Annotated in this window: 6 protein-coding genes; 4 read left to right on the top strand and 2 right to left on the bottom strand. The window is 39.1% G+C overall.

Going from position 1 to position 7,799, the window contains the following annotated elements; all coding sequences use genetic code 11:
- Nucleotides 1–2: 2 nt before the first annotated feature.
- The gene (locus H6G69_RS15605; RefSeq protein WP_190688597.1) at nt 3–380 is read right to left on the bottom strand and encodes a GIY-YIG nuclease family protein; all 378 of its coding nucleotides are present in this window, start codon (nt 378–380) and stop codon (nt 3–5) included.
- On the opposite strand from H6G69_RS15605, the gene H6G69_RS15610 reads away from it, so the two are divergent.
- Together H6G69_RS15610 and H6G69_RS15615 are read left to right on the top strand one after the other, a co-directional pair.
- Nucleotides 379–1,953 (top strand): GH3 auxin-responsive promoter family protein, encoded by a 1,575-nt coding sequence (locus H6G69_RS15610; protein WP_313951082.1) that lies wholly within the window; start codon nt 379–381, stop codon nt 1,951–1,953. The two genes, H6G69_RS15605 and H6G69_RS15610, sit on opposite strands and share 2 nt — an antisense overlap.
- A 317-nt stretch (nt 1,954–2,270) precedes the next feature.
- Nucleotides 2,271–3,080 (top strand): helix-turn-helix domain-containing protein, encoded by an 810-nt coding sequence (locus tag H6G69_RS15615; RefSeq protein ID WP_190688601.1) that lies wholly within the window; start codon nt 2,271–2,273, stop codon nt 3,078–3,080.
- 193 nt (nt 3,081–3,273) lie between these two features.
- Here the strand turns inward: H6G69_RS15615 and gatA are convergent, their stop codons facing one another.
- Entirely contained in the window at nt 3,274–4,731 is a 1,458-nt protein-coding gene (gene gatA, locus H6G69_RS15620) for an Asp-tRNA(Asn)/Glu-tRNA(Gln) amidotransferase subunit GatA (protein WP_190688604.1), read from the bottom strand.
- Between the two features lie 585 nt (nt 4,732–5,316).
- On the opposite strand from gatA, the gene H6G69_RS15625 reads away from it, so the two are divergent.
- Both H6G69_RS15625 and H6G69_RS15630 read left to right on the top strand, forming a co-directional pair.
- Nucleotides 5,317–6,669, top strand: a complete 1,353-nt coding sequence (locus H6G69_RS15625) for an OB-fold nucleic acid binding domain-containing protein (RefSeq protein WP_190688606.1) — start codon at nt 5,317–5,319, stop codon at nt 6,667–6,669.
- Nucleotides 6,670–6,891: 222 nt separating this feature from the next.
- Nucleotides 6,892–7,431: a hypothetical protein gene (locus H6G69_RS15630; RefSeq protein ID WP_190688610.1), complete on the top strand. Its 540-nt coding sequence runs from the start codon at nt 6,892–6,894 to the stop codon at nt 7,429–7,431.
- Nucleotides 7,432–7,799: the final 368 nt, after the last annotated feature.

Genomic DNA, 7,799 nt, shown 5'->3' on the forward strand with positions numbered 1-7,799 from the left:
GTTCACCTTTCGGGTGGAATTTGGACGTTGTAAGGAGGTTCGGTAGCTCTCAAAATAATTGCTTCTAACTCCAATAGTAGCCCAGGGTTTGTCCAGTGGGAAATGGGCTGCACCGCAATACGAACATCTTCATCGCTATATTTATCGAGCCACGCCCACAAAAAAGCCTTATGCCCACCACTGAAACGCCCCCGTAGGCTCTTGGTTTTACCAATGTAAAGCAAACCATCCGTTTTGTGTCTAATTGCATAAATACCAGGACGAGCAGGAATAGTGGCAAATTCTCGACTCAAAGGCTGGCATTGCTCAAAGGGCATGAACGCAATTGCTTCTAGAATTATTTGAGCTTGGATCTGCAATTCAGAGTCATTTGTCGGCATGAAAGTAAGAAAGCTGATTGCACAAAAATTATACAGTAACGAAATTAACGAAAAGGCTATAATGCGTCCGATTATTCAACTTTTTGGGCAAATTCTTGCACCAACAGCCCGCCGATTTTATCAAGCATTAGATAACCCTGAATTAACGCAGCTATCTGTGCAGAAACAGATATGCGATCGCCTCATTTCCAGCGACTATGGGAAAGCATTAAAAATTAATTATCTAGCAGATTGGCAGCGTATCCCGATTGTTGATTACGATGCACTTTCACCTTGGATTTTAGGACAGCAAAAACGTCAGCAAATACCTCTTACACCTGAACCTATTTTGTTTTATGAAAAAACCTCTGGTAGTAGTGGGGCTGTCAAATGGATTCCTTACACTCAATCTTTACGTAGCTCATTTAATCAGATGTTTTGTGTATGGGCGCATGATTTAATTACAAATGGCCCATTATTTTCGACAGGTAAGATTTACGCTTGCATTTCCCCACAATTAAATAGTAGCGATTCCCTATCTTTACAAGATGATTTAGATTATTTAGATGGTTGGTTGCGGTGGTGTTTGCGTCCTTGGTTGGTAATGCCTAATGGACTTAATCGCCTGCGGGATGCCCAAATATTTAAGCATCAATTAGCCTTAGCATTATTACAAGCTGAAAAATTAGAAATTATTTCTATCTGGAGTCCAAGTTTTTTACAAGTACATTTAAATTATATTCAAGAAAACAAGAAGTTATTGCAAGCAGAATTACAAGTCAAAATATCGCGTTATCGTCTGCAGCTTCTTGGCGAAGATAATATTGATTGGACGCAAATTTGGCCCCATCTCAAGCTAATTTCTTGTTGGGATAGTGCCAATGCAGCAGATCAAGCGAAGGGATTGCGATCGCAATTTCCCAATACATTAATTCAAGGTAAAGGATTACTAGCAACCGAAGCCCCAATGACGATTCCGTTAATTGCTGCGGGTGGGTATGTTCCAGTTTTGGATGAAGTGTTTTTTGAGTTTGAAGATGATACTGGTTCTCTACATAAATTACACGAACTCAGCATTGGGCAGGAATATACTATCATTTTGTCACAAAAAGGCGGTTTATATCGCTATCGAATAGGCGATCGCATTTGCGTCACACATTATTATCGTCAGACTCCCTGTTTAGAATTTCTCGGACGACAGCAATCTATTAGCGATTTGGTGGGTGAAAAGTTACACGAAACCTTTGTAAATCATGCTTTGAATAGCATCAACTTGCAAGGAAATAATTTTCAGAGTTTAGTTCCTGTTGCTCATCCCCCTTATTATGTGCTTTTACTTGACTTTGCAACCGAAACTCCAGAAATCATTGCAGCAAAACTTGATCAAGCTTTATCAGAGTCCCATCATTATTATCGAGCGCGATCGCTAGGTCAACTTTCACCGCCACAAGTTTTGATTTCTCCCCAAATTCCTGATTTGTTAGTTGGCTATCGCGTCCGTAACGGTGGTATTTGGGGAGGAATTAAGCACCCAATTTTGGCAACATCACCAATTAATACTGAATTGTTACAGAAATTACAATCAGTCAGTTAAAGGTGAAAAATTCTCTGACTTGAAAGTGCTGAGTAAAAATACTAGTCCCACTTTCATACTTGACGATGAAACAAGTTTAATCAATACTGGTTTCTTTGCTTGTCTATTCGTATCACTTTAAAAAATGATACGGTATGACTCCTGTAGGTAAAAAAAACAAATATACTTCCTATTCCCTACCCTACTCATTTATTGAAAAATCAAATAAAATTGTTATCTCCTGTTTTCCAATTACAATTAAAATAGTCAAAAATTTGACATTAATTCAGTAATTATTCTGTTAAATACCCAACATCAGTCGCATCTAGGAGAAGGTCGTGAAACTATTACAAGACAATCAAAAAGAACAGTTGCAGGAAATTAGTAAGCATTTACGGCAAGTCAGAGAAGCCAGGTCAATCCGCATTGAAGAAGTAGCATTAAAAACCAACATTCGCCTAGCTTTTTTGAAGGCTATAGATGAACAAAATTTTGATGATTTGCCTGAACCAGTCTACGTTCAAGGTTTTATCCGTCGTTATGCAGAAGTTATCGGTTTAGATGGTGCAGCTTTAGCAAAAAATTTTGCCACTGAAGTTACCACCCCACAATTTGATAGTAACAGAAGTCAAAATTTTGATAAAAAACTAAACATTCGGATACCTTTATTTATACCTTATGTTGTCTTATTATTAGTGGCAGCAACTGGGCTAATTTATGTACTGAATCCTCAATTTTCAGCCGAATCTTTAGTCAAAAAACTCAATTTAGGAACTTCTCAAAAACAAACTACCGCAGTCACATCCATACCAACATCATCAACTCCACCAGAAACATCTGTATCTGGCCAAATCACTCCACAACCAATAATTGCATCCCCTAATCAGACGATTAATCAAGATGTCGCTATCAGTTTAGAACTCCAAGGCAAATCCTGGTTGCAAGTCAAAGCCGATGGCAAAACAGAATTTGTTGGTTATTTAACCAAAGGAGATCGCCGCACTTGGAAAGCCAAAAAGCAGCTAACTGTTCGTTCTGGGAACGCTGGTTTTGTACTAGTTTCTGTCAACAATCAACCAGCAAAACCCCTAGGAGGTTTGGGTAATGTCAAAGAAGTGACATTTACCCCAGCAGTCAATGGTCAGTAGTCATTAGTTCGGTGGTCTTGCTTTTATACCATTTCACGAAAATCCTGATACAAATCTATCTTTCTCCCTGCCCCCTGCCCCCTGCCCCCTGCTCCCTGCCCCCTGCCCCCTGCTCCCTGCTCCCTGCCCCCTGCCCCCCTGCGACCCATTTGTATCAAACTTAAAGTGAATTGGTATTACTCTGCACCCATTACTAAAGTTGCGGTTGACGTAAGTGCCAAGAAGTTGTTTGTTCATAAGCGTAAGCTACTTGGAACAATTGGTCTTCTCGCAACACCTTACCAATTAGTTGCAACCCGATTGGCAGACCTTTGTCATCAAAACCGCAAGGTAAGCTAATACCCGGTAAACCGGCCAGATTTACAGGAATTGTCATCAGGTCATTTAAATACATACTCAGGGGATCGGTGGTTTTTTCCCCGGCTTTAAATGCTGTAGTAGGTGCAGTAGGAGTAACTAATACATCAACTTTTTTAAACGCATCCTCAAAGTCTTGCTTAATTAAGGTGCGGACTTTTTGTGCTTTGAGATAATAAGCATCATAATACCCAGCAGAAAGGGCATAAGTACCAATCATAATTCGGCGTTTGACTTCGGCTCCAAAACCTGTTGCACGGGTACGAGTGTACATAGACAACAAATTCTCTGCATCTGGTGTACGCAAGCCATATTTAACACCATCGTAACGAGCTAGGTTGGCTGAAGCTTCAGAAGGTGCAATGATGTAGTAGCTGGGTAAGCCATAGCGGAAACGAGGACAGGAAATAGTATGAATTTCTGCTCCCAAGCTTTGTAAATGCTCAATAGCTTTGGTCACAGATTGCTCAACCACAGAGTCTAAACCTTCGCCAAAAGTTTCTGTAATTATGCCGATGCGGATTTTGCCTCTGGCTTTGAGGTCTGGTCTAAAACTTGCAGTATAGTCAGGAATTTCTACTTTCAGGCTGGTGGAATCTTTGGCATCATAACCTGCGATCGCTTTTAATAAAATTGCCGCATCTTCAACTGTGCGCCCAAAAGGCCCAATTTGATCTAGCGACGAAGCATAAGCCACCAAACCATAACGAGACACTAACCCGTAGGTGGGTTTCATTCCCACAACACCGCAAAAAGATGCGGGTTGACGAATCGAACCACCAGTATCAGAACCAAGAGAAACCACACATTCTCCCCCTGCTACAGCTGCTGCTGAACCTCCAGAAGAACCGCCAGGAACCCGGGACAAATCCCAAGGATTAGCTGTAACTTGATAAGCAGAACTTTCTGTAGAACTACCCATTGCAAACTCATCGAGATTGGTTTTACCAACCATCACCGCCCCAGCATCAAATAATTTTTGGGTCACGGTTGATTCATAGGGCGGCACGAAATTCTCTAAAATCCGCGAGCCACAGGTCGTCGGAATTCCCTTGGTACACATATTGTCCTTAATGCCAATAGGAATTCCTGCCAATATTCCAATTTCTTCGCCAGCAGCGATTTTGGCATCTACAGCACGAGCCTGTTCTAACGCCTGTTGCGCCGTTACGTGCAAGAAACTGTGCAATTTCGGCTCTAAGGCTTGAATCTTATCTAAAGCTTCTTGGGTAATTTCAACGGCAGAACGTTCTTTTTTAATTAGCTGTTCGTGCAACTTGCGTATGGATGCCATGACTGCTCCCTTTGTAACTCAAGTCCTAGATTTTAGTACATATTGCAGGGGATTAGCAGAAAGTGTAAAGGGTTGAAGTCGGAAAAATACAGTGTGGTTTCAAATCTTGGTTGTTAGATCATCCGCAAAGCGAGACTTAGTTTATGCAGCCACAGAATTTTAGTCTGACTCATCATCCCTACTTCCTAATTTTTACTTTATTATTTAAAAACAGCAAATATATATTTGATAACAGTATGTTTGCAAATCATCAAATTTGAACTGTTAACTTAGTTATGAATATCAGTTATTGTCATGTAAGAGGATAGTAGTATAAGTTAATAACCAATTTACCAAACAAAATACATGTGTCAGTTGTCAGAATTCAGCATGAATTGGAGTACGAAGCCGCAGGTGAATAAATGGGTTTAAGACCACACTAAATCTTTGATGTAGTGGTCTTTAATTCGTAGGGGTTATTTTTTCCCATTCTCTGGTTCTGACTTCTGACTTCTTCTTTATAGTATGCTGATTACTTAAAATACAATTTTGCTTATTGGTTTCATATAATTCGCTTTTATCTTGTCTGTTCTGGGGGTTAGAGAAATGGTAAAAATAATAACTCGGCAATCTGTAGGAAAAGAAAATGTTTATGACATTGGTGTAGAAAAAGACCATAATTTTGTTATCCAAAATAATTTAATTGCCTCCAATTGCTTTAATAAATCTCACTCTACAGCTTATGGCTACGTTACTTATCAAACTGCCTATTTAAAAGCTAATTATCCATTGGAATATATGGCAGCACTGTTAACAGCCAACAGTGGTGATACAGACAAGGTGCAGAAGTATATTTCCACCTGTTTGAGTATGAATATTCAAATTGAACCCCCAGATATTAATCGTTCGGGTGTAGATTTTACCCCAGTGGGAGATAAGATTTTATTTGGATTTTCCGCAGTGCGTAATGTTGGGCAAAACGCGATCGCTTGTATTTTAGAAGCGCGAGAAGCCAGCGGCGAGTTTAAATCACTGTCAGATTTTTGCGATCGCGTAGATTTGCGTGCTGTTAACCGCCGCACTTTAGAATCTTTAATCTACTGTGGAGCTTTTGACAAACTTGAAGCAAATCGGCATCAATTAATTAAAGACTTAGAATTAGTTTACGATTGGGCGCAATCTCGCGCTAAAGATAGAGCCAGTGGTCAAGGTAACTTATTTGATTTATTAGGCGGATTTACTACTACTACCACTGCCAAATCACCAAACAATGTTTTTGATTCTGCACCAAAAGCACAACCAGTCCCAGATTTTCCACCACAAAAAAAATTACAGATGGAAAAAGAATTGTTGGGATTTTATGTCTCAGATCATCCTTTAAAATCAATTAAATCTTCGTCTTCTGTTTTAGCACCGATAAATCTATCCCAACTCAGCGAACAAAAAGAAGACTCGTTACTTTGTGCGGTTGTGATGTTAAATAACGTCAAAAAAGTCATAACCAAAAAAGGCGACCCAATGGCAATCTTGCAAATAGAAGATTTATCAGGACAATCAGAAGCAGTTGTCTTTCCTAAAACTTATGAACGGATTAGCCTTTTACTAGAAGTTGATGCCAGATTAATTATTTGGGGTAAAGTTGATCGCCGCGATGAACAAGTGCAATTAATTGTCGAAGATGTAGAAGCTGTAGAATCAGTACAAATGGTGATGGTAGAGTTGACACCCCAACAAGCAACCACCATTGAAGAACGCGATCGGTTACGTAACATTTTAAAAGAACTTTCCGGTGAGAAAGAAAAAGCAAAAGTACCTGTAATTGGCATTATCCAAGCTGGTAACTCTCGTCAACTTGTGAGATTTGGACGACAATTTTGGGTACAAGATTCACGTTCAACTGTCATAGCACTACAAAATGCTAGATTTCTGGCTCAGATTAAATACTTAACAGGTAGTTAATCTAAATTGCGGAGAAACTAAGTAACCTTTATTACTTTAGTTTTTGACATATCAGTTAGTTGATATCTTCAAAAGTGCTTCGTCAACAGTAGTTTGCCGTAGTCATACCATAGTTGGTTCGTTTTTTTTAGTGACTTATGCGGATGGAGATTCTCTGTAGACAATAGTATCTTTTTATGCCATAGGGGATTGGCGTGAACTAGGGGAAGGAGTAAAAACTTGATGATTGCAAATGATCTACATAAATTTGTCACGTATTGTAAGAAAATTCAACCTCAAAGTCAGGAAGATATTAAACAGTTTTTTGAAGGTGTGATTGTTTTTCCTTACGATAAGGAACTTCTTTTGCAAGCTTACTTGTTTTTAAACATTAAGGCTTTATTCCCTAACTGCGGCGAATTACTTTTATTTGAAAAGTCCCCAATTGCAGATTACACAGATTTAGGCAAGTGTGATTTTGTTTATCTCACATTACAAGGTAATTTATTTTTAATTGAAACTAAATTCATCGATACGGAAGCTACAGGAGCTACCGAAAGAAAAAGAAGAAACAAGCACAGAAACAAAGTATTTGAGCAAGTTATGACTTTAAAAAACCGCTTTAGTGAATATTGGGATATTCGGCTAGAACAGTTAGAATGTGGTGTTTTTACCACAGATTCAGAAATTGACTGGCGAGGTAATGGCGTAAATGTTGTGACTAAATCAGTCTCAATTGAGCAGCTAGAAAAATGGCGTAGAACTTATAGAAGAATTAACTAAATATTTTTCTAGTTATTTATATTTATCTAAAACAGAATTTTTATTTAAGTGTAAATTTATGCCAGTATCATATTTTATGGAGACGCGAAACTTCGCGTCTCTCATTTTATGCATTGCCAAACCACTAGTACACTGTCCTAATACCGTTTCACTTTAAGTTTGATACAAATGGGGGGCAGGGGGCAGGGGGCAGGGGGCAGGAGGCAGGGAGAAAGAATTAAAAACCAATGTATTTGTATCAGAATTTTCGTGAAATGGTATAAGAGGATGTTTTAAAAGTTTTGGGCGAATATAATTCGCTACTACACAAACAAAGTCCGCACTTCGACAAGCTCAGTGACCACCTGCGCGGACTCATGAAAAATCAA

The sequence above is a fragment of the Nostoc sp. FACHB-110 genome, assembly GCF_014697425.1.
In the GTDB taxonomy this organism is placed as follows: domain Bacteria; phylum Cyanobacteriota; class Cyanobacteriia; order Cyanobacteriales; family Nostocaceae; genus Nostoc_B.